Here is a 25,276-nt window from a genome sequence, read left to right as displayed (position 1 = left end):
TTGTGCAAAACCTGTTAATAAATTGTGGATTACAAAATTCATACTGTGCATATCTTGTTAATAAGTTGTGAAAAAGATGTGGAAAGGCTGTGCAAAAACTGTTAATATAATGTTTATAAAATGTTAATAACTTTTTATGAAAATAAAAGCTTGTGAATTACTTGTTAATAACTTTTTTTTTATTCACAACTTTTCCACAAGCTATATAGAGAATAAGTTTTGCTAAGGAAAGAAATTAAGAAAGTTTTACACATTTCCACAAGCCTTATTACTATTATTATTATAAAAATATATATATAATAATTAACAATAGGAGATTTAAATTATGAAATTTATGTGCGATAAAGATTCCTTTTCTAAAAAGATTTTTAGTGCTAACGATTTTAAAAACACAAAGAGTTCAATATCGATAACAACAAATGTTTATTTACAAACTAGTCAAGATCAATTAATTATTAAAACAACTGATAATAATATGGGATATATTTCTTATCTTCCTGTAATAACAATTGAAGAAGGTGAAACAACAGTATCTTGTACTAAACTTGGAGATATATTAAAAGCATTTTCTAATATTGAAAATATAATTTTAGAAACCAATAATGATAATTTAAATATATATCCAAAAGATTCAACAAAGCATTTTAATTTTGAACTAAAAACTATTGATGCTAATGAATTTCCAAAGATGGAATCTCCTGATAATAAAGACTTTTTTAAAATTAGTTCTCTTTCATTTTTAGAAATGATAAAACATACACAATTTGCTGCATCTAAAGATGAATCTAGACATTATCTATGTGGTCAATTTTTTCAAAAAATAGATGGTGGTATTGCTATGGTTGCAACTGATGGAAAACGTCTATCTTATATCAAAGAAAGATGTGATGATTCTGTTCCTAATTTTCCTTCAGTTACTATACCTACAAAGTTTATTTCTGTAGCTTCAAAAATTATTGAAGACTCTGGAGAAATTGAAATTGCTTTAGAAAAAAATTTAATAGCAATTAGATTAGCTGATGAAACATTTTTCTATTCATCTTTAATTGAAGTAGGTTTTCCTGTATACAACAGAATCATTCCTCAAAATCAACAATTTAAATGTATTTTAAATCTTCAAGATACTATAGATGCAATTAATAGAGTTAAATTATTTGTATTGGATAAAAGCAATAGAATTTTCTTAAATATTAAATCTAATAAATTAATTTTAACTAGTGATATTACAGACCAAGGACAAGCTTTAGAAGAAATTGATTGTGAATATAATGGTGAAGAAATAACAATTGCTGTTAACTATAACTTTTTCTTAGATCCTTTAAAAAATATGGATGTTGATTATTTTTCAATTAATTTTGATGGACCTAATAAAACTTTAAAATTACTTCCAGAATCTAATGAAAAAAGTTACTTACATATTGTTATGCCTATACAACCAAAATAATGAAAATAATAGATATACAAGGCTCTAATTTTAGAAATTTAGATTTAAGTGAAAAATTAGATTTAAATACAAAGCAAATTCTTTTAATTGGCTCTAATGGTCAAGGAAAAACAAATTTATTAGAAGCTTTGTATTTTATTTGTTATGGTAACTCTTTTAGAACTTCAAACATAAAAGAGTTACTTAATTATTCATCTAAAAAATTAAATTTAAAAGCTCATTTTTTAACTAATACTAATGAAAAAAGAGAAATTCAAATTTCTATTAATAATAAAAAAAGAGAAATTAAATTAGATGGAAAAATAATACATGATAGAAAACAGTTAATTTATAACATTCCTTGTATTGTTTTTTCTCATGATGATATTGCTTTTATTACTGGAAGTCCTGAGTCAAGAAGAAAGTATTTTAATCAAACTATGAGTATGTATGATCCTATTTTTTTTGATGATTTAAGATATTATAATAAACTATTAAAACAAAGAAATGCTTTACTTAAAAATAATAATACCAAATTATTAGATGTATATGATTTTAATTTAGCAAAATATGGATATATAATTAAAGAAAATAGATTAAAAGCAGTTAAAGAAATGAATGAGTTATTTCCTAAATTATATGAATCTGTTTCAGATCTAGAAGATGTAAATTTAGAATATAAAAGTTCATGGCTTGATTGTGAAAATGAAGATGATATTATAAAAAGTTTAAATCAAAATAGAGATAAAGACATAAAATATGCAGTTACTAATATTGGAATACATAGGGATAAATTTACTGTAAAAACAAAAAATGGAGATTTATCTGCTATAGGGTCTACAGGACAACAGCGGTTAGCTTCTTTAGTTTTAAGAGCTACTCAATGTAAATATTATAAATTAAAAACACAAAAAGAACCTATAATTTTAGTCGATGATGTATTACTAGAATTAGATCATGAAAAAAGAAATAAATTCTTATCTATGTTTAGTGAATATAGCCAAGCATTTTTTACTTTTTTACCTGATGAAAAATATTTTAACGAAATTGATTTACAACAAAGTATTGTATATAATGTTAATCAAGGAGTCTTTAAAATAGATGGATGAAAGATTATGTAAAGATAATGATACAATTTCATGTAAAAAACTGATTGACTTTTATTTAGATAATGTTTTAAAAAAAAGAAAACCATTAAATTTTGAAATTTATGAAAAATGGGATATAATAGTACAAAATAAACTTAGAGAACATTTACAGATAAAAGAAATCAAAGATGATGTTTTAATTTTAGCAGCAGATCATCCAGCTTGGTTGCAAAAAGCAAACATGAGTAAAAACAATATTTTGAAAAACATAAAAAAACAAATACCTCTAACTAATATAAAAACAATACATATTATTTGTAGGTAAGCACTTGACTGATATTGTTATGCTCTGTATACTTTGCAACTCGTAGGGTTTATGCCCAAATAAATTGATAAATATACGCGTAAGCGATAAATTGGAGATAATCATGAGTTATAAAGGAAAAAGAACTTATCAACCTAGTAAGGTAAAAAGAAACAGAAAGTTTGGATTCCGTGCACGCATGGCTACAGCAGGTGGTAGAAAAGTGTTAGCACGTAGAAGAGCTAAAGGTAGACATAAATTGTCTGTTTGTGATGAGAAAAAGCCTTTCTAAATTAGAAATATTAAAAAAAAAGTCAGAAATAGATAACGCTTTTAAACTTGGTAAATCCACTTCTAGACGTGGAATAAGATTAATAGTAGCACCTAATGATTTAAATCGTAATAGAATAATTGTGATACCTATTAAACATTATGGGAATGCTGTCCAAAGGAATACAATTCGTAGAAGAATTAAAGAAATTTGGAGAAAAGAAAAAGAAAAATTTGTTTCTGGCAATGATTTTATTTTTTTGGTATATCCAGGAAAGGTTTTTGAAAGCAAAAAACTTGAGAAAACTATTCTCGAACTTTGTGAAGAACAGGGAATTTATTTAGCTTAAATAAATTCCTTATTTCCATTTCCTGTATAGAACCTAATATGTTATCTACAGGAGTAGACATGGACAAAAGAACTGTATTGGCAATGTTTCTAACAATAGTAGTTGTAACATTGGGGATGTTTATTCAGACAACATTTTTTACCCCAGACGTTGTTACACCAACAGAAACAGTTGCTCAAGAAGAAAATTTAAATAATAATACAACTCAAAGTGTTATTTCAAATAGCACATCTACAAGTGATAATAGTTCAACTTTATCAACAAGTAATTATACATATGTTAATGAAAAAGATGCTTGGAACTCTGGTAAACCAGGTTCATTTATAGCTGTTGATGATAATTCAAAAGATCAATCATTTAATTATAATAATGGAGTTTTAGATATTACCTTTGATACAAAAGGTGCATCTGTTTCTTCAATAAAAACTTTAAATCACTTAGATGAAAATGGTGAACCTGTTGAATTATTATTTAAAGGTAATTCTGATAAAAATGCATTCTTAATGTATGCTGGTGGAGATATAGAAAATCCTATTGATGCAAACTTTAATTATTCTATAGATGGAAATACTGTTACCTTTACTAAAACTTTTGCTTTATTAGATGATAATTCAAATCCAAGTGATACCTTCAATGTTATAAAAACTTACACTTTTGCAGAAAATGAATATTTATTTGAAGTAAATATTACAATTGAAAATAGTGTAAATAAAGCAATTCCTTTAAATTTTGAAAATAATGCATATACATTAGCATTTGAACCTCAAATTGGACCTTCTTTTGAAACTATAAGTAATAATAACTATTCTTATAGAAGATTCTATGTAAAATACGATGGAGAATCAAAGAAGAAAACTCTTAGAGTAGATGGGTCTGAGAAAATTGAAGATTATGTAACATGGTCTGCTTTAGCCGGAAAATATTTTACTATGATTGCAATTCCTGATGCAACAAAATATGATATTACACTAACTCAAGAAACAAATAAAGATGGTCTAGCTCAAGCTAATGGTATGTATTACACAAGACCAGTAATAAAGAGCGCTTATAATACTGATACTTTTAGATTCTATTGTGGTCCAGAATTACCAGAGAATCTATCAATATATAATCATTCAGATGATAACGCATTTGGCTTATCAGGTTTAAATCTTGAAGAAGCAGTAGATGCATCATCATGGCTTGGATGGTTAGAAAATATTCTAAAATGGGCATTAGCCATGTTAAATAAAATAATACCTAACTATGGTGTTGATATTATTTTATTAACAATTATCTTAAAAATTATTATTAATCCATTAACCAAGAAAAGTATGCAAAGCTCAGCAAAAATGAGTGCTCTTGGTCCTCAGATGGAGGAAATGAAGAAAAAATATGAAAATAATCCAGATAAACTAAATAAAGAAATGTCTGAATTGTATAGAAAGGAAGGTGTAAATCCAATAAGTGGTTGTTTGCCTATGTTGATACAATTCCCAATTCTTATAGCTTTCTATGGATTATTAAATAAGCATTTTGAATTAAGAGGTGCTATGTTTATTCCTGGTTGGATTACTGACTTATCTCAACCAGAAACAATATTTACATTACCTCTTTCATTACCATTCTTAGGAAATCAAATTCACTTATTACCAATTTTATATACAGTAAGTATGATTTTCTCAATGAAAATTACTCAATCAGCACAAAGTGCAGCAGCTGGACAAAGTGCATCAATGATGAAAGTAATGACCTATGGTATGCCAATAATGTTCTTCTTTGTATTATATAATGCACCTTCTGGGCTATTATTATATTGGTCAGTAATGAACTCGATTAGTATATTACAACAGTTATGGAATAATAATAAAGCTAAGAAAAATAGTAGTACAAAAAAAAGTATTGCCTTTTCAAAAAAAGCTAAAAGTAAGAAATAATTGAGCAGGAGACTTAATTGTCTTATCTGCGACGGAGAAATATATGACTCGAGAATTTGAAGGACGTAGCGAACAAGAAGCTATAGCCAAAGCTGTTGAAGAGCTTCAAATAGAAAGGGAAGATTTTGATGTGGAAATTCTTCCTCCAAAAAGAAAAGGTTTTTTTAAGAAAAACGTTAGAATAAAGATTTATTATAATGATGGAAATGAAGAAAAAACTGATTTAAATGATGCTCCAATAAACAGTGATTTTGAACAAAAAGTAGTTGATTTTGTAACTACCTTAATAACTAAAATGGGGTATGAAGCGAAAGTTAGTGTTAATTTTAGACAAGAAAGAAAATTAGGACTAAATATTGAAAGTGATAATTCTTCAATTATCATTGGACGTAAAGGAAAAAATTTAGATTCTATTCAATTATTAACTAATGTTTTTGTTGGCCGTTTAGACCAGGATCAAAAAGTAATTATTGATAGTGAAAATTATAGATTACGTCATGAAGAAAGAATTATTAGAATGGCTTATAAATCTGCTGAACAAGTAAAGAAAACAGGTAGAAGCAGATTACTAGAACCAATGAATCCTTTTGAAAGAAGATTAATTCATACAGCTTTAAATGATTTTGATGGTATTGAAACAAAAAGTGAAGGTGATAGTTTATATAAGCAAATTAGAATTATTCCTATAAAATAATTGTTGAAAAAAAAACAAATCCAAAAGAACTAATATTTTTATTAGTTCTTTTTTTTATTGACAGCAGATAAGAGCATGTAATAAATTTATAATGTGTTTTGTGTTTAATAAAAGTTTTTATTAGGAGACTTTTTATGAAAAAAAAGAAAGTATTTTTGCTTTTTGTTGTTGTTATATTTGTTTCTAAGTTATTAGTTTTTGCTGAAACAAATACTCTCCAAGGAGAAAATGAAAATATAAGAATTATTGTTTTAGGTGAAGTCAAAAAGCAAAATTATGTTGCTAGTTTATATTATGATGATGAAAAATTAGAGAATGATTTAAATATTTTGACTAATGATAATGAGAGATTTGATATTTCAAAAGCAGGTAGAACTAATGAATTTCGTATAATAATTGAAGGAAATCAAGAAATTGATAGCTTTTTAGAATTAAAGATTAATGGTCAGAAATTTATTGGAATGTCAGGAACTGAAACAGAAAATATAGATACTAATCTTTATGTAAATGCCTTTTCTCCAGAAATATCGGATTTAAATATACCTAATTATAATTATCAATTTACAAAAGTAATAAATATACCTAAAGGAAATCATAGTTTTGATGAGAATACTATTGAAACTAATTTTATTTTAGCTTGGAAAGGTAATGAAAGATTACCTTCTGGTTTGTATTCATCTGATATTGATATTGAATATTCAGTTATAAAATAAAAATGCTACTTCAATTGAAGTAGCACTATGAATTAATTAATAGTTAAGTTTAATAATTTTTTCCCAACTAACATCTTTATTACCAAAATGTCCATAATTAACATTTGCTTTGTAAATTGGTTTTAAAAGATCTAGAGTTTTTATAATTCCTTTTGGAGTTAAATCAAAATTATTTCTTACAATTTCTTCTAACTCTTTATAATGATATTTGCTTGTATTAAAAGTATTAACAAAAACTGAAATTGGTGAAGAAACACCGATAGCATAAGCTAATTCGACTTCACATTTATCACAAAGTTTATTTGCTACTAAATTTTTAGCAATAAATCTTGCCATATATGCAGCTGATCTATCAACTTTTGATGGGTCCTTACCGGAAAAAGCTCCACCACCATGTCTTCCCATACCACCGTATGTATCAACAATAATTTTTCTTCCAGTTAAGCCTGTATCACCATTTGGACCACCAATTACAAATCTTCCTGTAGGATTAATATAATATTTTGTATCTTTATCTAATAAATTAGTTGGTTCTAATGTTGGTTTTATTACTTCATTAATTAGAAAAGTTTCTAATTCATTTCTACTTATATTTTCTGAATGTTGATGACTCATAACAACTGCAGTAATTCTTATTGGTTTGTTATCTTTATCATATTCAACTGATACTTGGCTTTTTGCATCTGGGCGTAAAAAATCTACTACTTTGTTTTTACGAAGCTCAGCAGCCTTTTTTAATAATTTATGAGAATAAACAGCAGAAAGAGGTAAATATTCCTCCGTTTCATTACAAGCATAACCAAACATCATACCTTGGTCCCCTGCTCCTTGTTCGTTAAATAAACTAGTTTCAGCTGTAACACCAAGAGAAATATCTGGGCTTTGTGAATGAATTAAATTAGTTATTTTTACTGTATCATAACTGAATCCACTATTTTTATCTGTGTAACCAATATCTTTAATTACATCTCTGATTATTGAATCAATGTCTATGTTTGCTTTTGTTGTAATTTCTCCAGCAACTATAACAGTATCTGTTGTTGCCAAAGTTTCACAAGCTACTCTTGAAAGAGAATCTTGTGCTAAACAGGCATCAAGAATTGCATCACTTATTTGGTCGCATACTTTATCTGGATGTCCTTCACTTACACTTTCTGAAGTAAAAATATGGTTATTTAAATTAGAAATCATAAAATGACCTTCCTTATTATTATTTATCTAACTGGGGAAGGGGAAATAAAATTTATTAAGATATTATTTATTCCCTCTTTAGCAGTTTTTCGTCCGCAAGCTGGGAGCTATCAAATCGACGTTAAAATAAGAATATGGATAAAAGTGATTTTGGTAAAGGGACAAAACATACAATTTGGGTAAAAAATATAATTTTATTAAAAATTTTATGCTATAATAATTTTAAATTAAAGGGAGTTGCTATGTGTTCTTATATTATTAATGGTGGAAAACCAGTATTTGGCGAGATAAAAATTAGTGGTAATAAAAATGCAGCATTACCTCTATTAGCGGCAACTCTGTTAACTGATGAAGAAATAGTCTTAAAAAATGTTCCTGATATAAAAGATGTTCAAGTAATGTGTAATTTATTAGAAGATATAGGAACGACAATTATAAAAGAAAATAATAATACTTTAAGAATAAAAAGTGGTTCTCGTAAAGGAATCTTTAATAAAAATGAAATAGGATTAGTTAGAGGTTCTATTTTGTTTATGGGACCGCTTTTAGCTACTCAAAGCAAAGTTGAAATACCACCTCCTGGTGGAGATGTAATAGGACTTAGAAGAATTGATACCCATTTTAAAGGATTTTCTTATATAGGTTGTGAAAGTAAAATTTCAGAGAGCGGTAATTTAATTGTTGAATGTAAAAAAATAAAAAGTAATCATATTTTTTTAGATGAGGCTTCAGTTACTGCTACTGAGAATATTTTAATGGCATGTGCTTTAAATCCTAATGAAAGTATAATAGAAAATGCTGCATGTGAACCTCATATACAAGACTTATGTAATTTATTAATTAAAATGGGTTGTAATATAGAAGGGGTTGGTTCAAATTTACTTAGAATAAAAGGTTCTAAAAAATTAAAAGGTTGTGAATTTGAGATAGGTTGTGACTATATGGAAGTTGGATCTATGATAGGGCTTGCAGCAGCTACAAAAGGAGAATTATTATTAAAAAATGTAGAAAATAGAATTTTTAATAGTATTTCATTAGGATTTAATAAAATAGGAATTAATTTTGTTCATAGTGGAAAAAATGAAATAATCATTCCAAATAAACAATCTAGATTAATACAAAAAAGTTTAAGTAGTCTAACTAATAAGATAGATGATGCTCCTTGGCCTGGTTTTCCAGCGGATTTATTGTCTATAATAAGTGTTTGTGCAACACAAATGAAAGGATCAATTTTAGTTCATGAAAAGATGTTTGAATCAAGAATGTATTTTATTGATTGGTTAATTCGAATGGGTGCTGATATTATTTTATGCGATCCTCATAGAGCTATAGTTAATGGTCCCACTAAATTAAAACCAGCAATAGTAACAAGTCCTGATGTTAGAGCTGGAATGGCTTTAGTAATTGCCGCAGCTTGTAGTGACGGTAAAAGTGAAATTCAAAATATTTATCAAATCGAAAGAGGTTACGAAAATTTAGAAAGTAAGTTAGGTAGTATCGGAATTGATATTACGAAAGCCTAATTTTCGTAAAAAGTAGTAAAAATTGTTTGCTTTATAAAAGTTATCCACAAGTTTTCCACAACAAGAACATATGTTAAGTTAATATTGTGCTTAACACTTTTTTAACACTTTATAGTGTAAAATAAAAGATTATAAAAAATACTTAATTCTTTATAGTATAATAAGTTAAGTGTAGTCTATAACTATTATAGTTAAATAGATAATTATAGAATTACAATAAATGTTATATAAGAATTATTATATATATATACATATAATATAATTAACTTTTCCACAAAATTTTATTAAAAAAAGAGTCTAAGTGTGTAAAAAATATTATTTCCCTAAAAAATGTTTTTTTAGGGTGTATGTTGTGATATTTATTCTACTCATATATAAATATAAACACTTGTAACTATTTATCCTATAATAATTTATATAATATAATAATTTTTAATTATATAAAAATTATTTAGTAAAAAATAAATTAATAAATTAACTTAAAATAACAAAGAAAAATATTATAAAACATTTAAATTATTAAAAAAAAATATTAATATTTTTAATATTTTTTGCTAATTACTTATTATATAAGAAATTAAAAAAACAAATAAAATTGCTTTATATTATTGACTTTTTTATTATACAAGGCTAACATAATTAATGTACTAAAGTTAGTTGTATCTAACGGAGGAGATTTTGTATGCCATTATCAATGTTAGGCTTGGGTGAATCTAAAAAGGTTGTGTCAATTAGTGCTTCATCCGAATTAAAAGATCGCTTATTATCTATGGGGTTCGTTCCTGGAAATTCTGTTAAAATTATTAATATGAATAATATGGGCTTAGTTTTAGAAGTCAAAGGAACAAGATTAGCGTTAAATAAAGGGTTAGCACACTTAATCCAAGTTGCTTAATAAATTTAATTACATTTTTTATGAGAGGTATTATGTATGACTTTATGTGATCTAAAGCCAGGACAGAAGGGTAAGGTATTGTCTTTTGGAACTGAAGGCGTGTTGCGTCATAGACTATTAGATATGGGTATTACAACAGGAATTGAAGTTCAACTAGTTAAAGTTGCTCCTCTTGGAGATCCTTTAGAAATTCGTTTAAGAGGATACAATTTAAGCTTGCGTAAATCTGAAGCAAGTGCAATTGAAATCAAATTTATTGAATAGAATAAATATAAATATATAAGAAAAGAATAATAAAAAAAGGATTAATCATGAGTAAATATACTTTAGCTTTAGCTGGTAACCCTAATTGTGGTAAAACAACTCTTTTTAATATTTTAACAGGATCTAAACAACACGTAGGAAACTGGCCTGGTGTTACTGTTGATAAAAAAGAAGGTGTTTGGAAGAAACATACAGAATATAGTATTCTAGATTTGCCAGGTACTTATTCTTTATCTCCTTATAGTGCAGAAGAAAAAATTGCACGAGACTATATCGTAGATGAAAAGCCAGATTGTGTTATTGATATCGTTGAATCTCCAAATTTAGAAAGAAATTTATACTTAACTTTACAAATCTTAGAAACAGGCGTACCAACTGTTATTGCACTAAATATGAGCGATGAATTAGAACAACGAGGGGAATCAATTGATTCTTCTTTTTTAGAGAAAGAATTTGGTGTTAAAGTTGTAAAAATATCTGCAAGAATTAATAAAGGTGTTTCAGAATTATATGAAGCAGTGCAAGAAACTATCGAGAAAAAAATTACACCAAAAAAACTACCATTGTTTGATAAAATAAAAGATTTAGATGACGAAGGTATTGCAAATGCAAGATATGAAAAAATTACATCTGTTGTAAAAAAATCTTATAAAAAGAATATAAAAAAAGAAACTGAAGAAACAAGAAGTAGTAAATTAGATAGAGTATTAACAAGTAGACTTTTTGGTTTACCAATTTTTGCTGTTATAATGTATTTATTGTTCCAAATTAGTTTAGGTGAAAATTTATTCTTTATGGGTATTCCTGGTTTAGGTGTATTGCTAGCAGGCTGGGTAGAATTCCTTTGGGAGGCTTTAACTAATTTAGTAGCTCTAGGTTTAGTAAATGCAGCGCCTTGGGCACATGGCTTGGTAATAGATGGTATTTTTGGTGGTATCGGTGCAATCGTAGGCTTTATGCCTTTAGTATTAGTTTTATATCTATTCATGAGTATTCTTGAAGATAGTGGATATATGGCTAGAGTTGCATTTGTATTAGATAGAATATTTAGAAAATTTGGTCTTTCTGGTAAATCTTTTATTCCATTATTAATGGGCTTTGGATGTGGTGTTCCTGCAATAATGGCAACTAGAACATTAGATGAAGAAAAAGATAGACATATTACAACAATTATTGCAGCGTTTATGCCTTGTGGAGCTAAATTACCTATAATTGCTTTATTTGTAGCAATATTATTTAATCCTGCTTATGCGGCTAATATTACTTTCTTAATTTATATCATAGTTATGGTAGTCGCTATTATAGTATCTTTAATTTTAAATAAAGTTTGGTATAAAGGTGCTACATCAAATTTCTTGATGGAATTACCTCAATATAGAATACCTACTTTAGTTTCAGTTTTCCAAAGATCTTATGAAAAAGTTAAAGGTTTTGCAAAAAAAGCTGGAACAATAATTTTAGCTTCAACTATTTTAATTTGGTTCTTAACAAACTTTAATGTAAATTCTTTTAATGGTGTGAATAAAGCTAACAATGAAGATAATAGTGTAATGAGTCAAATGGATGATTCATTTATGGCTTCTTTTGGTAGAGTTATTAGCCCTATTTTCCAACCTTTAGGATTCGATGGTTGGAGACCTACAGTTGGTATTATAACAGGTTGGATTGCTAAAGAAAATGTTGTTACAACATTTGCACAAGTTTATCAAGATGATATTACTGATGATTATTTAAGTGATTACTTTAATGAGAAAACAGCAAGTGTTGAGGAATTAACTGAAGCTGGTTTTGAAGATGGTGTCTATAATATTGATACTGCAAGAGAAATATATGATGAAATATTAAATGAAGGTGGTGATAGTAATGCCTTACCTTCTGTAAAAAGAGATATACCAACAAAGAGTGGTGGTTTTGCATATATCTTATTTAATTTGTTGTGTATGCCATGTTTTGCTGCAGTAGGAGCAATGCATAGAGAACTTAAAACCTTTAAGAAAACTTTAGGTGGTGTTGGCGTTCAGATGCTAACCGCTTATATAGTCGGCTTAATAGTAAGAATTATAGGACTCATATTTGGTTTTTAAGGAGACATTTATGATTAATTGGATTATTGCTATAGTAGCAATTGGAATAGTAATTTTTGGAATTGTTAGTTTTGTTAAAAAAAATAAAAACAATAACAATTGTGATGGAAGTTGCAGTGGCGGGTGTAGCGGCTGCGGTTTATAAAAAAATATCCCACTTTTTAGTGGGATTTATTTTTCTACTAATAAAGTATGTATAGTACTTAAAGCAACAATAGAAGCTGTTTCTGCTCTTAAAATATTTGTTTTTAAGGTTACAGGAATAGCTTTTTTTTCTAATAATAATGAGCATTCTTCATCACTTAATCCACCTTCTGGCCCAATCAATATTCCAATTGGTTTCTTAGGATCTATAGAATTAACTTTTTCCTTTAATGTTAAGTTTTCTTCTAAAGATATTTGATGGAAAAAGAATAAAGGCATATCTAAATTTTTAATAAAATCTTTAAAATTAATTACATCATTAAATTTTGTAATTACAGGAGATCCTGATTGTTGAATTGCCTCCTTAATTATTTTCTCATAACGTTGATTATTTGATGATTCTTTTTTAGCAATACAAAATTTACTTTGAATTAAAGTAATTGATTCAACACCAAATTCTGTTGCCATTCTAATTATTGATTCGTTTTTCTTTCCTTTACAAACACATTGGAAAAGGTTTAATTTAGGTCTTTCCTCATTAATTTCAGGAAGTGTATCTGTTGTCTCAAAAGTATCTCCCTCATTAATTTTTTCTACTTTGCATAAACAAGAATTTTTATCATAACTCATAATAGTTAGTTGATATGGAACTCCATTTTGATCTCTAGAGAAAATTTTATCTTTCTTTTTTAGACGTAGAACTTTTATAAAATATTGAGAATCTTCTTTATTTAATTTAAATTCACTATCGCCTTTAAAGTATTTGGGTAAAACATATTGGCGCATTTATTTCTCCAATTGAATAACAGCTTCTTGTAATGCTTTATCTAAATCTAAATCATAAACTGGACGATCTTCAAAATCCATCCTTGAAAGATATTCATTTCTTACAAGAATTAATAAAGCTGTTCTATTTAATTTATCATTATTAATTTCATCAGCAAATTTTTCTAAATTTTCATAAGAATATATTGGGTTTTTATCTACAAAATCAATAACTTTATTAGATTCCATTAGTTCTTCAAAAATTGGAATTTCATCATCTTGGAAAATTTCTTCTTCAATTTCAATATCTGGTTCAATGCCTTTTTCATGAATATCTATTGAATTTGGAGTTAAATAATGTGCAATTGTGAATTGTACATAGCCTTTTCCAAATGGGAAGGTTTGTTGCATTATTCCTTTTCCAAAGGTTTTAGAACCAATAATTAAAGCTCTATTATTGTCTTTTAAAGCGCCTGTTAAAATTTCTGAGGAAGAGGCAGTTCCTCCATTTACTAATAATACAATTTTAAAATTGTCATTTACTATTGTATTTGGAGTAGCTTTTGTAATTTGAACACTGTTTTGTAATGTTTCTTTTTGTTGTGTTATTAAAATTGTATCATTTGCTAAGAATAAATCAGCAATGTTTAATGCAGCATCAACAACTCCACCACGATTATTTCTCAAATCTATAACTAAACTGTCAATATTATCTTTTAGTAAGTCTTTTATATCTTTTGTAAATTGTTCAGCTGTCCCTGGAGTAAATTGATATATTTGAATATAACCAATGTGATTATTAATAATTGATTTTACAGTAGTTGGTGTTTCAACAGTTGCTCTTGTAAGTGTAATATCAAAAGATTTAGAACCTCTTAATACAGTAACTACAACTTGAGTTCCAGCTTCTCCTCTTAGTTTTAAAGAAGCTTCAGTTGCATTTAAACTATCAACAGCTTCTCCATCAATATGTGTTATATAATCATTAGCTTTTAATCCTGCTCTATCGGCTGGACCGCCAGGAAAAGGTGAAGAGATTTTAACATAATAATCTTTTTCTGTTTTATCCTCTTTAGTATCAACAACTTTAGGATTTTTCTTAGTTAAATAAGTACCAATTCCAGAATATAGACCTGTAGATTGTTCTTCATATTCTGCCGATTCATCTGCTGATACATAGAAAGAATATTCATCTCCTAAGGAATCTAAAAGACCGCTTGCCATTCCTTCTAAAGCTTTGTCGTTATCAATTTCATTTATAGATAAAGCATCTATTACTTGATAAAGATAGGCAATATTATTTATATTGTCTTGAATAATTTCAGTGTTAGGCGAGCTAACAACTGCTGTATCTGTATTGTTATCTGTTGATCCATTAGCAAATAAAATACTTGTTGAAAAAATTAAAATAACAAAAATTTTTATAAACTTATTCATAATAATATAATACATACAACTTTAGGTGTTGACCACCCCTAAATAGGCAAGTAAACTTTGAAATATGTTAATATTTATAAATTTTCCTTCATGGATAAGGCCTGAAATATTTCCTAATTTTCCAATTAGATGGTATGGCTTAATGTATGTTATAGCTTTTGTAATAACGTATATAATTTTTCGAATACAAGCAAATAAAAAAGAAATAATAATTAATTCCGATGATAGTCAGTCTTTTTTTATGTTTTGTATAATTGGGTTGTTATTAGGAGCAAGATTATTTTCTGTTCTAATATATAATGGAACAAATTATTATTGGTTGCATCCTTGGTTAATTTTTTGGCCCTTTAGAAATGGCAGTTTTATTGGACTTCCTGGAATGAGTTATCATGGAGGTCTTGTTGGTGCTATTCTCGGTGGTTTGATTTATGCAAAAAAAAGTAAAAGAAGTTTCTTTGAATTAGCTGATGCTTTATGTGTTGGAATTCCTTTAGGATATACCTTTGGTAGACTAGGAAATTTTATTAACGGAGAGTTATGGGGAAGAGTTAGTGATAGTCCCTTAGCTGTTTTATTTCCTCATGCAGAGCAATTTTCTACAAATTATCAATGGGTAAGAGACTTTGCTGATAAACTAAATATTAATTATGTATTAGGTGATTTTGTAAATTTACCTCGTCATCCTTCACAATTATATGAAGCTTTTTTTGAAGGAATTGTTTTATTTTTATTCATGTGGTTTATAATAAGAAAAAAAAGAAAATTTAATGGATATACTTTATCTTGGTATTTAATAGGATATGGATTCATAAGATTCTTTATTGAATATTTTAGAGAACCCGATTCTAATTTAGGATATATTATTCAATTTAATGACAAAGCTAATAATCCAGCGATATTTGAAACATTCTTTAATTTTAGTATGGGACAAATATTATGTTTGGCTATGATTTTATCAGGAATTGTATTATTCATAATATTAAAAAAAATTAATAACAAAGCTTTGGAGGCTTTTAATGATAGTAAACGATAAGTTAATTAAACTAAGAGCATTAATGAAAAAAGAAAATCTTGATGCTTATTTTATAAATGGAACGGATCCACATAATAGTGAATATGTTTGTAACAGATGGAAAACTAGAGAATTTATTTCTGATTTTAGTGGAAGTGCAGGTAGTGTTCTTGTTACTTTAGATAAAGCTTATTTATGGGTAGATTCAAGATATTTCATTCAAGCAGATAAACAAACTAAAGGTTCTGAATTTATTGTTATGAAACAAGAAATTAATGATACTCCTACTCCAAAAGAATTTATTAATAAAACTTTTAGTAAGGGTGCTAGAATTGGCTTTTCTAAAGACACTTTAATGCTCGATGAGAAAAAATCTTTCCAAAAAGAATGTAGTAATGTTGATATTGTAGTAACAGAAGATTTATTAGATGAGTTTTGGGAAAATAGAGCAGAAATTCCTGTAGAACCAGTTGTTGAAATGAATGTAGAATTAACTGGTTTTACTAGAAGCCAAAAATTAAATATGATAAGGATTTATTTAAATGAAAAAAAGGCTGATTATGAATTAATCGCTTCATTAGATGACATTGCTTGGACCTTAAACTTAAGAGGTAATGATATTGCCTATAATCCTGTTTTTATTTCTTATTTATTTGTAACAACTGATAAGGCATATTTATTTACAAATGATAATAGATTTGATTCTTCAATTTTAGAAAATTTAAAAAAAGATTTAGAAATTTATCCTTATGAATCAATAATAACTAAATTATCCCAATTATTAGAAAAAGATAAAACTATTTTAATTAATGAGCAAAAAACAAATTCTTTATTTGAAAAACTAATAAATGATTTTAATTTAAATGTAATTAATGAAATTGAAGTTACAACAAGATTAAAAGCTTGTAAAAATGATACAGAGTTAGAAGGTATGAGAAGAGCTCATTTATTAGATGGAGTTGCTTTGGTTAATTTCTTAGCAAATATTGATTTTGAAAAAGGTGAATATTCAGAATTAGAAATTGCAAAAATTCTAGAGGGATATAGATTTAAAAATAAAGAGTGTTTAGGTTTGTCTTTTAATACTATTTCTGGATTCCAAGATAATGGTGCCCTTTGTCATTATAGTGTAACAGAAGAAAGCTCAAAGAGTGTTAAAGCGAATGGTTTATTAGTTTTAGACAGTGGTGGAACTTATGAAAGTGGAACCACAGATATTACAAGAACTTTATTATTTGGTGAAGCAACTGAAGAAGAAATTAGAGATTATACATTAGTATTAAAGGGTCATATTGCTTTAGCTTTACAAACTTTCCCAAAAGGAACAAAGGGTTATCAATTAGATGTTTTAGCTAGACAATTTTTATGGAATTATGGTTTAACCTATTATCATGGAACCGGTCATGGAGTTGGTCATCGCTTATGTGTTCATGAAGGTCCTCAAAAGATTTCCCCAGCTTTTAATGATTATTCATTACAAAAAGGTATGGTAATAAGTGATGAACCAGGTATCTATAAAGAAGGAAGACATGGTATTAGAATCGAAAATTTAGTTGCTGTACAAAATGATGTTGAAACAGAATTTGGACAATTTTTAAATTTTGAAATATTAACATTATGTCCATATGAAAAGAAATTAATAAATGTTTCTATGTTAAGTGAAAAAGAAATTAATTATGTGAATTCATATCATAAATGGGTATATGAAGAATTAAAAGATTCAGTTGAAAAAGAATCTTTAACATATTTAAAAGAAGCCACTAGCCCATTAATAATGGAAAAATAAAGTTTAGATATTAAGTAAAAGCTAATTGTTTTAAGTGAGAGCTTAATTCAATAGCTTTACTAAAATATAAATATTATATAATCTTTATTAAAAAATGAATAAATTATTATCAATAAATAAAATAAGGAGATTTTAAAAATGGTTAAACCCTTAAAATCTAATGGTAAGATTAGTCGTAAAGGTCCTATTGTTCTAGTTATAATGGACGGTGTAGGTTTTGGTAAATATAAATCAGGAGATGCAGTTGAAGCTGCTCATACTGAAATTTTAGATAAACTATATAAAACATATCCTTGGACAAAATTAAAAGCTCATGGTACTGCTGTAGGACTCCCTTCTGATGCAGATATGGGAAACAGTGAAGTTGGTCACAATGCAATGGGCTGTGGTAGAGTTTTTGCACAAGGTGCTAAATTAGTAGCTAATTCAATTTCTTCTGGCAAAATGTTTGAAGGTGAAACTTGGACAAAATTAATTAAAAATGCTAAAGACAATAAATCTACTCTTCATTTTATTGGTTTATTATCTGATGGTAATGTTCATTCTCATATAAATAATTTAAAAGAAATGGTAAAAAAAGCTAAAGCTGATGGTGTTTCAAAAGTTAGAGTTCATGCTTTATTAGATGGCCGTGATGTAGGTGAAATGAGTGCTTTAGAATATTTTGATCCTTTTGTTGAATTCTTAAATGAATTAAGTGATGATTCTTTTGATGCTCAAATTGCTTCAGGTGGTGGTCGTATGGTTATCACAATGGACAGATATAATGCTAACTGGGATATGGTAAAAAAAGGTTGGGAAACTCATGTTTTAGGTGAAGGTAGAAAATTTGAATCTGCTCATGAAGCCATTGAAACATTAAGAGCTGAAACTGGTGCTATTGACCAAGATTTACCTCCTTTTGTAATTGCAAAAGATAATAAACCTGTTGGAACAATTGAAGATAATGATAGTGTTATATTATTTAACTTTAGAGGAGATAGAGCTCTAGAAATTACTAAGGCTTTTGAAGCAAAGGAATTAACTGAATTTGATAGAAAACGCTGTCCAAAAGTTGAATATGCAGGAATGATGGAATATGATGGTGATTTACATGTACCAGCTCAATATTTAGTATCTCCACCTTCAATTGATAGAACTATGGCAGAGTATTTATGTGCAAATAACAAGAAACAATTCTCAATTTCTGAAACACAAAAATTTGGACATGTTACTTATTTCTTTAATGGTAATAAGTCTGGTAAATTTGATGAGAACTTAGAAGAATATGTTGAAGTATTATCAGATATTGTTCCTTTTGAACAAAGACCTTGGATGAAATGTGCGGAAATTGCTGATAGAGTAATAAAAGAAGTTAATGAAGGCTCTTGGGATGTAATAAAATTAAATTTCCCTAATGGTGATATGGTTGGACATACAGGTGTTTTCGAAGCTGTTCTTTGTTCTATGGAAGCAATGGATTTACAAATCGGAAGAATTCAAAAAGCTGTTGAAGCAGCTGGTGGTGTAATGATTATTACAGCCGATCATGGTAATGCTGATGATATGTTTGAACATGATAAAAAAGGTGAGGTAAAAGCTAAAAAAGATGGTTCTCCTAAATCAAAGACTTCTCACTCATTAAATCCTGTTCCTTGTATTATTGTTGATCCACAATATAATGGAGAATATAGTAAAGAATTAAATGAAGGTTTAGGAATTAGTTCAATTCCTGCAACAATTATGAATTTCTTAGGTTTAGATGCTCCAGAAGATTATGATAAATCAATTATTACTTTAAAATAGTAATTAAAATAAATAGAAAAAAGGGAAATAAATTTTAAGTTTATTTCCTTTTTTTTATATAGAATAAGATTTTAAATTTATTGTTAATATTATAGAGCTACTAATAAGTAATAATAAGGCAATAATTTGAACAATTAAATTAATATTATTTGATGTTTTTAAACATGCTAATGAAATTGTAAAAAATATATATGAATAAGTTTTAAGTTTATTATGTTTTGTTTTATCAGTTAAATAAGAGGGAATAAAACTTAAAATAGCTAAAATCATTAGAAAAATAAAAAATGCTTTAAATTGAATACTTGTATCTAACATATAATATGGATTATTAATTGTTGGGGAATTAATATTAATTGCATAAGTTAAAATAAATGTTATTGCAAAAGAAAAAATGATTTGACTATTAGTATTTTTTGTATTTCTTTCATTCTGATTTATTCCACATAGAATTAATAATAGAGTTGAATATACTATAGAGAATATATGTATTTTACCAATAATTATTGGAGATATAATAGTTACTTTTAATGCTTTAAATAAATCTGGTAAAAGTACAATTCCATCTATAGATAACATTAATAAAACTAGAAGTAATAATGAGGTTGAACTATTTCTTTGAGGTTCATTCATTTGGTAAATTTGTATAGCAAGAGCAAAAAAAGTTATTAATTGAATAACTATAGAAAAAAAGTTTTGATCATTAAAATATAAATTAGTATTAAAACGTAAATTATCTATAAGGATATATAAAACAGATAGAATATAAATTAAAGAGATTGCTCCTTGGAGTGTTATTATTGTTAATTGAAATTTTTTTTTCATAACCCCTCTTTTTTATATAATTAAAGGGCTTTAATAATTAAAAGCCCATATCTAATATCTATTTAATTATTATATCATGTTTTTATAAGGAACATGAACTAGCTGAGATAAGCCTTTTTCCTTATGTAAAATCCAAATATTTGAAATTGCAGCAGCAAATGCTGAAATTATTACATCAATCATTGTTCCAAGCCCACAAAGGAAAGGAATTAATCCTACAATTGACATTTCAGCAGTATGTAAATCTATTGCTAATAATTTTAGTGTAAAATATACAATAAAGAAAACTTCAAAGCCTAAAAACATACTTGAAATAAAAGAAATGAAGGTTGAAACTAAAGCAATAAATACTAAGAGAGAAATATCTGGAATTGTATTAGTTGTTGCATATATTAATGAAGCAATTGTAAAGCTTGCAATCATTGCACTTCCACCTCTAGCAAAAATTGTTGCAAGAGGAATTGCTGTTGAAGAAGTTCTTTTTTGAACGCCAAGATTCATTCTTGTTAAGGATAATGTGATTGGGGTTGCAAAGAATATATTTGCAGAAAATAATCCGGCAATTGAAGCTCCAAGTGTTCTATATAATATTTTATAAGGATTTTCTTTAAAGCTTGTAATTATTCCAAAAAGCAAAGGAATAACAACAAAGATTGCTAGTACTGCTATAATTAATATATTTAATACAAATGTTGGAGCAACAAAAATAGTTGCTTCATCTTGAAGTGTAGCAAAGAATGAAGCAGAAACAATATATACTAGAGCAAAGCCTAAAATAGAGTAGGATCTACAAATTTTATACATTACTTCACTAAAAGAATTTATTGTAACATATGCGGGTTTAATAATATCACTTGATGGTTTTAAAAAATATCCAAATAAAAATGCAATTACAACTATTGGTAGTAGAAAATTTTGAGCAGAACTTATTGAATAGAAAGGATTGATAGGTCTAAAAACATCTTTTATTAAAGAAAAAGAGGTTTCAATATAGTTTATTACTGCGGATGTTCCCGCTCCGGCACTTGAAGAAGCAGGAAAAACTACAGGAAAAATAGAGAAAAGTAAAATACCAACAAATGATAAAATTAAAGTTGATAATACTGTCCAAACTATTGATGAAGCCGCTAAGCGTAATCCCATATTATCTTTTCTTAAAGAAGCAACACCAGAAGCAAAGGATATGAGAACTATTGGGAATAAAACAAAACCTCCAAACTGAATTAAGATTGAAGAAAGTGTTTGAATAAAAGTTGTATAGGCCTCAAACTGCCCTAATAATAAAGTTGTAGCTAGCCCCATAAAGGTTGCAACTAAATAAGTTATCCAAGTTTTCATGTTTTTAGATTACCTTATCCTTTAATACAAGTCAATTAAATATAGTATTTAGGCTTGTATTTGTTCTTATTATACATAATTTATGTATAGTTCTTCTTTCATCTATTTGTTGCTTAAATATTTTCAAGAAGTTTATTTAATTTATATTCAGAAGACCTTTCTGCGTTAAATAGAGTTGAAACATATTCCTCTATATCAAAAGTTTCATCTGAAAAAAGAGCTTTTGATATTGCTGTTAAAATTACTAATTCTTGTAAAGCTTCTTTTTTGTACCAAGTTATATTATTGTAATCATTGCATAAGATGAATCTTCTAAAGAATTCTAAATCAAACAATTTCTTAAAGTCATTAATACTATCTTCTTTTATGTGTTTATAGGCTCCAACAAATACTGCAACACCATTAATAACATGTTTTTCTTGAGATTCATTTAAATTTAAGTCTTTAAAGAAATCTTTAAAGAAGTAAGAAATTAATAGTTTCTTGCTTAGTTTATTTGTATCATCAATGGAGTATGAATTTCTAATGTATGGATAAATGAATAGACTTGAAGCAATAATTAACGGTAATTCATTCATTGCATATCCACTATTTGAGAATATTAAATTTTCTTTAAAAAGTTTTGAGAAATTATCAAAAGTTTTTAACATTTTTTTTGGATCAATAGTTTTAGGTTCATTTATAATATAGGTCTTTGTAAAATCACTTAACTTTTCATATGCTGTTGGTAATACAGAATATAATTGTGCAATTTGTAAGATTAGTTTTTTATTAAGAGCTTTAGTTGATTTTCCTTTTGTTATATTTTCTATTGTTTTTAATATAGAAGGATCTCTTAAACTATCCATAGCTTTATAAATTGGTTTTAAGCGCATTGCGGTAATTTCTAGATTTAAATCTTGAACACCATTGCCACCAAGTTTTGCATATAATCTAGAATAAGCTCCGTCTATATCTTCAACTTCTCTAATATCAATTAAAACTTTTGTTTCAAATCCATTTAGGTGAATCCAAAAACCTTCATCATATATCTTTAAGGATGGGATTAAATAAGTTAGTCCATCATTAAAGTTTTTATATACTAAGAAGTTTTTACCACTTAAAATTAAATTTAAATTAGAAGCAATTGTTGAATGAATTGTCTTGTCTTTATTTTTATTTAGTTTAGGGGCAGCATTTTTAATATAACCTTCAACACTTTCATATTGGTTATTATAGAAAACAATAGTTTTTTCATCACTTGTTCCATTTGAATAACAGAAAGCTGAATCATGAATATTTCCATTTTGATATAAATCATAAATATTGAAATATTCAACCCCACTAAATAAATATCTCTTTTTTAATAATGGGAATATTTTTTTATAATGAGATTCGATTAACCAATCATTTGGCCATTCATCCCAATATGCTTTTTTATATTCCATTCCATATTTTTCTTTTAGTCCTTCAATTTGACCGTGACCGTACATTGGAAGTCCTGGCATAGTTGAAAGTAAAGTACAAACACCAAAATATTTATCCCCATCTCCAAATTGTCCAATAGCGGTTTCTTCATCAGGATTGCTCATAAAGTTTACATATCTTTTTAGAATTTCTGGATCAAATAATAATGTTTTCTTAATTGAATCAATATATTTTTTATTTTCTTGATTTTTTAACATGTTCATAAAGGCACTATTGTAAACTCTATGCATTCCTAAAGTTCTAACAAAATAACCTTCCATCATCCAGAATGCTTCAGCAAGTAATAAGGTATCTGGTAATTCTTCTCCCATTCTATCAACAACATCTCTCCAAAATTCTTTTGGAATTCTATTGTTAAAGTCCTCGTCACTTAGACTATAAATTGTTCTTCCTGCAATATCTCCTGCGTGACCTAATTTTGGATACCATAATCTTTGTATATGTTTTTTTGCTAAGGTCATAGCAGCATCAAATCTTATTATTGAGAAGTTTTTAGCAACATGTCTAATTTGTTGGAATACTGCTTCTCGAGTTAATGGATTTAAGAAATCTAGTTGAGCTGTATCATTCCAAGGCATGGATGTACCATCATTTCCATGGAAGATATAAGTTGTTTCATTTGTTCTTTTATCTCTTCTTAAGAAAGTTACTGCTGCATCACTTTGATTGTAGTAATGATCTTCAAGTTTAATTTCAATATTTGGATCATTTGATAAATCTTCTCCGCTATAAGTATAGGAAGGGAAAGGAGGGTATGATTGTTGAATAAATAATTCTGGGTTGTTAATTACCCAATCTCCATCAATACCCGTATGGTTTGGAACCATATCTGAAGCAAGTCTAATGCCTCTTTGAATACATTTTTCTCTTAATGTATTTAGTGCTTCCCAGCCTCCAATAGCTGGAGAAATCTCATAGTTTTTTAAAGAATAAGCTGAGGCTTCTGCTTCAGGATTTCCACATAGATTTTTGATTTTTTTACTAGCATCGCTTCTTTGCCAAAGTCCAATTAACCATAAGGCGGTAAAACCTCTTTGTCTTAAATTATCTAATTCTTCATCTGGAATTTGGTCTAATCTTGTAATATCTCTTTTGTAATATTTAGATAATTGATCTAACCAAACTAAAGTACTTTTTGCCATCATTATTACATTTGGCATCCAGTTTCTATCTTCAGTAAAAGCTTCATATTCATTGTCTAATAGTGAATAATCTGGAACATATGTTTCTCCAGTATTATTACCACCTTGATTATCAAAGAATACTGGTTTGTTTTCTTCTTTTTCTAAGTCTATTGCTTTAATCAAATTTACTTTTAATTCATCAGATAATAGATGAGACCATTCATCTAATATAAAGTTTATTTGATCAAAAAGGGAATCAGGATAAAGTGTTGAAGGCGTAAGTAAGAAAGAAAAAAGATCTTCTTCACTTCCAATCATATTAGGACCATTAGATATGAATTCCCCTAATATAGCAGAAAGAGCTTTTGAAGCTGGAGGGAATTTTAATTCATCTCTATAAATTAAAGGTTTTATAGCTTTTTTTAATGCTGGATTATGAGTCATAACTCTATGAACAAAAAAGCCTCTTGTAGTTTCTTCAGTATATTGTTCTAGTGATACTTCTTGTTCTGTGAGTGCTGTTGATGGAAATTCTCTTGAGTAGAATGCTAAAACATCATTAACTGATTTGTTTTTAGAAACCAAAGGCGACATTCTAGAAAAGAAATTGATATCTGTATTTTGTAAATATTGACTAATTAAATTTTGGTACAATAAATGTAATATTGCACAAGCATTCAATTTTGAAGCACTAATATAATCCTCATTTTTTGTTGTGGTATTATATTTATAAGATAATTGTTGAGCTTGTTGATAATAAGAAGCAATATTATCTGTGGTTTTGAAGTAACTCGAATAGTCATTAATTTCCTTTCTGACAATGTTTGATAGCCTAAAATCTCTAGATGTCATAAATCCTCCTAAACAAATGAAGTATAACA

The 25,276-nt window shown here is 27.4% G+C and carries 22 protein-coding genes; 16 read left to right on the top strand and 6 right to left on the bottom strand.

Going from position 1 to position 25,276, the window contains the following annotated elements; all coding sequences use genetic code 11:
• Positions 1 to 325: 325 nt before the first annotated feature.
• The 8 genes from dnaN (at position 326) to ACZ5RS_RS03445 (ending at position 6,758) form a co-directional block, all read left to right on the top strand.
• The gene (dnaN, locus tag ACZ5RS_RS03480; protein WP_464637529.1) at positions 326 to 1,444 is read left to right on the top strand and encodes a DNA polymerase III subunit beta; all 1,119 of its coding nucleotides are present in this window, start codon (positions 326 to 328) and stop codon (positions 1,442 to 1,444) included.
• Positions 1,444 to 2,532: a DNA replication/repair protein RecF gene (gene recF / locus ACZ5RS_RS03475; RefSeq protein ID WP_464637527.1), complete on the top strand. Its 1,089-nt coding sequence runs from the start codon at positions 1,444 to 1,446 to the stop codon at positions 2,530 to 2,532. The genes dnaN and recF overlap by 1 nt, the downstream gene beginning before the upstream one ends.
• Positions 2,525 to 2,836, top strand: coding sequence for a DciA family protein (locus ACZ5RS_RS03470; protein WP_464637526.1), 312 nt, complete (start codon positions 2,525 to 2,527; stop codon positions 2,834 to 2,836). The genes recF and ACZ5RS_RS03470 overlap by 8 nt, the downstream gene beginning before the upstream one ends.
• A 103-nt stretch (positions 2,837 to 2,939) precedes the next feature.
• Complete coding sequence (gene rpmH / locus ACZ5RS_RS03465) at positions 2,940 to 3,107, top strand: 50S ribosomal protein L34 (RefSeq protein WP_464637524.1); 168 nt, start codon at positions 2,940 to 2,942, stop codon at positions 3,105 to 3,107.
• Complete coding sequence (gene rnpA / locus ACZ5RS_RS03460) at positions 3,088 to 3,435, top strand: ribonuclease P protein component (protein ID WP_464637523.1); 348 nt, start codon at positions 3,088 to 3,090, stop codon at positions 3,433 to 3,435. Before rpmH ends, rnpA begins: the two co-directional genes overlap by 20 nt.
• 59 nt (positions 3,436 to 3,494) lie before the next feature.
• The gene (gene yidC, locus ACZ5RS_RS03455) at positions 3,495 to 5,351 is read left to right on the top strand and encodes a membrane protein insertase YidC (RefSeq protein WP_464637521.1); all 1,857 of its coding nucleotides are present in this window, start codon (positions 3,495 to 3,497) and stop codon (positions 5,349 to 5,351) included.
• Between the two features lie 43 nt (positions 5,352 to 5,394).
• Complete coding sequence (gene jag, locus ACZ5RS_RS03450; RefSeq protein WP_464637520.1) at positions 5,395 to 6,045, top strand: RNA-binding cell elongation regulator Jag/EloR; 651 nt, start codon at positions 5,395 to 5,397, stop codon at positions 6,043 to 6,045.
• 134 nt (positions 6,046 to 6,179) lie between these two features.
• On the top strand, positions 6,180 to 6,758 hold the full coding sequence (locus ACZ5RS_RS03445) for a hypothetical protein (RefSeq protein ID WP_464637518.1): 579 nt from the start codon (positions 6,180 to 6,182) through the stop codon (positions 6,756 to 6,758).
• A gap of 36 nt (positions 6,759 to 6,794) precedes the next feature.
• Here the strand turns inward: ACZ5RS_RS03445 and metK are convergent, their stop codons facing one another.
• Positions 6,795 to 7,949, bottom strand: coding sequence for a methionine adenosyltransferase (gene metK / locus ACZ5RS_RS03440; protein WP_464637517.1), 1,155 nt, complete (start codon positions 7,947 to 7,949; stop codon positions 6,795 to 6,797).
• Positions 7,950 to 8,191: 242 nt separating this feature from the next.
• Between metK and murA the strand changes: the two genes are divergently transcribed.
• The 5 genes from murA to ACZ5RS_RS03415 all read left to right on the top strand — a co-directional run bounded on the left by murA (position 8,192) and on the right by ACZ5RS_RS03415 (position 12,860).
• Complete coding sequence (murA, locus tag ACZ5RS_RS03435; RefSeq protein WP_464637515.1) at positions 8,192 to 9,472, top strand: UDP-N-acetylglucosamine 1-carboxyvinyltransferase; 1,281 nt, start codon at positions 8,192 to 8,194, stop codon at positions 9,470 to 9,472.
• A 682-nt stretch (positions 9,473 to 10,154) separates the two neighbouring features.
• A complete protein-coding gene (locus ACZ5RS_RS03430; protein ID WP_464637513.1) occupies positions 10,155 to 10,367 on the top strand; it encodes a FeoA family protein in 213 nt (70 codons plus the stop codon).
• Between the two features lie 36 nt (positions 10,368 to 10,403).
• Complete coding sequence (locus ACZ5RS_RS03425) at positions 10,404 to 10,631, top strand: FeoA family protein (RefSeq protein WP_464637512.1); 228 nt, start codon at positions 10,404 to 10,406, stop codon at positions 10,629 to 10,631.
• Between the two features lie 47 nt (positions 10,632 to 10,678).
• Positions 10,679 to 12,715, top strand: coding sequence for a ferrous iron transport protein B (gene feoB / locus ACZ5RS_RS03420; RefSeq protein ID WP_464637510.1), 2,037 nt, complete (start codon positions 10,679 to 10,681; stop codon positions 12,713 to 12,715).
• A 10-nt stretch (positions 12,716 to 12,725) separates the two neighbouring features.
• On the top strand, positions 12,726 to 12,860 hold the full coding sequence (locus ACZ5RS_RS03415) for a FeoB-associated Cys-rich membrane protein (RefSeq protein WP_464637508.1): 135 nt from the start codon (positions 12,726 to 12,728) through the stop codon (positions 12,858 to 12,860).
• Positions 12,861 to 12,886: 26 nt separating this feature from the next.
• Here ACZ5RS_RS03415 and ACZ5RS_RS03410 read toward each other — a convergent pair whose 3' ends face one another.
• Together ACZ5RS_RS03410 and ACZ5RS_RS03405 are read right to left on the bottom strand one after the other, a co-directional pair.
• The gene (locus ACZ5RS_RS03410) at positions 12,887 to 13,645 is read right to left on the bottom strand and encodes an RsmE family RNA methyltransferase (RefSeq protein WP_464637506.1); all 759 of its coding nucleotides are present in this window, start codon (positions 13,643 to 13,645) and stop codon (positions 12,887 to 12,889) included.
• Complete coding sequence (locus ACZ5RS_RS03405) at positions 13,646 to 15,076, bottom strand: S41 family peptidase (protein WP_464637504.1); 1,431 nt, start codon at positions 15,074 to 15,076, stop codon at positions 13,646 to 13,648. It abuts the gene before it with no gap.
• A gap of 49 nt (positions 15,077 to 15,125) precedes the next feature.
• Here ACZ5RS_RS03405 and lgt point away from each other — a divergent pair, with 49 nt between their 5' ends.
• The 3 genes from lgt to gpmI all read left to right on the top strand — a co-directional run bounded on the left by lgt (position 15,126) and on the right by gpmI (position 19,644).
• Entirely contained in the window at positions 15,126 to 16,094 is a 969-nt protein-coding gene (lgt, locus tag ACZ5RS_RS03400) for a prolipoprotein diacylglyceryl transferase (protein ID WP_464637503.1), read from the top strand.
• On the top strand, positions 16,078 to 17,859 hold the full coding sequence (locus ACZ5RS_RS03395; protein WP_464637501.1) for an aminopeptidase P family protein: 1,782 nt from the start codon (positions 16,078 to 16,080) through the stop codon (positions 17,857 to 17,859). Before lgt ends, ACZ5RS_RS03395 begins: the two co-directional genes overlap by 17 nt.
• 138 nt (positions 17,860 to 17,997) lie before the next feature.
• Entirely contained in the window at positions 17,998 to 19,644 is a 1,647-nt protein-coding gene (gpmI, locus tag ACZ5RS_RS03390; RefSeq protein ID WP_464637499.1) for a 2,3-bisphosphoglycerate-independent phosphoglycerate mutase, read from the top strand.
• Positions 19,645 to 19,698: 54 nt separating this feature from the next.
• On the opposite strand, the gene ACZ5RS_RS03385 is transcribed toward gpmI, so the two are convergent.
• The 3 genes from ACZ5RS_RS03385 to ACZ5RS_RS03375 form a co-directional block, all read right to left on the bottom strand.
• Positions 19,699 to 20,466 (bottom strand): hypothetical protein, encoded by a 768-nt coding sequence (locus ACZ5RS_RS03385; RefSeq protein WP_464637498.1) that lies wholly within the window; start codon positions 20,464 to 20,466, stop codon positions 19,699 to 19,701.
• A gap of 69 nt (positions 20,467 to 20,535) precedes the next feature.
• Entirely contained in the window at positions 20,536 to 21,804 is a 1,269-nt protein-coding gene (locus ACZ5RS_RS03380; protein WP_464637496.1) for a cation:dicarboxylate symporter family transporter, read from the bottom strand.
• A 113-nt stretch (positions 21,805 to 21,917) separates the two neighbouring features.
• Complete coding sequence (locus tag ACZ5RS_RS03375) at positions 21,918 to 25,247, bottom strand: alpha-amylase family glycosyl hydrolase (protein ID WP_464637494.1); 3,330 nt, start codon at positions 25,245 to 25,247, stop codon at positions 21,918 to 21,920.
• Positions 25,248 to 25,276 lie beyond the last annotated feature (29 nt).

This window comes from Pleomorphochaeta caudata (assembly GCF_055395745.1).
This window is presented reverse-complemented; position numbering and strand designations above follow the sequence as displayed.